A 379-nucleotide genomic window follows, 5' to 3' on the forward strand; every position below is an offset into this window, starting at 1 on the left:
CCCAACGCTCCTGTGAACGCACGATATAGCCAGCTGTTTTCAAATCACTGAATAGAGCCTTCGCTTCTATCCCTTTTTGTTTGGCTAGTGCTGATGTGGAAATCTTGTCTGGCATAGTCTGTTTCTCAATTAGCAGTAGAACTGCTGATTAATGTTGAGGGGCTGTTGTATAGAATAGGGAAATACAATAACACAACTGTTGATGCTAACTGCAGTTCACTGGTCTATGTTTTTAATGAGTGTTTGCTCTCTTTTTTATTTTTAGGAAAATGTAGGTCAAGGTGTAATTAAATTACATAATTGGCAGATTGATTCACCTGGATGCATGTTTTCTATCCATGATGCGATGCTCTTTTATACGGTTTATATGGTTTCTAGA

1 pseudogene is annotated in these 379 nt (G+C 38.0%); it reads right to left on the reverse strand.

The features are described 5' to 3' along the window. Positions 1-115, reverse strand: a pseudogene (locus tag AB4496_RS26140) (glycerol kinase); the annotation flags it as partial. Positions 116-379 lie beyond the last annotated feature (264 nt).

The organism is Vibrio sp. 10N.222.46.A1 (assembly GCF_041473595.1).
Classification (GTDB): domain Bacteria; phylum Pseudomonadota; class Gammaproteobacteria; order Enterobacterales; family Vibrionaceae; genus Vibrio; species Vibrio tasmaniensis_A.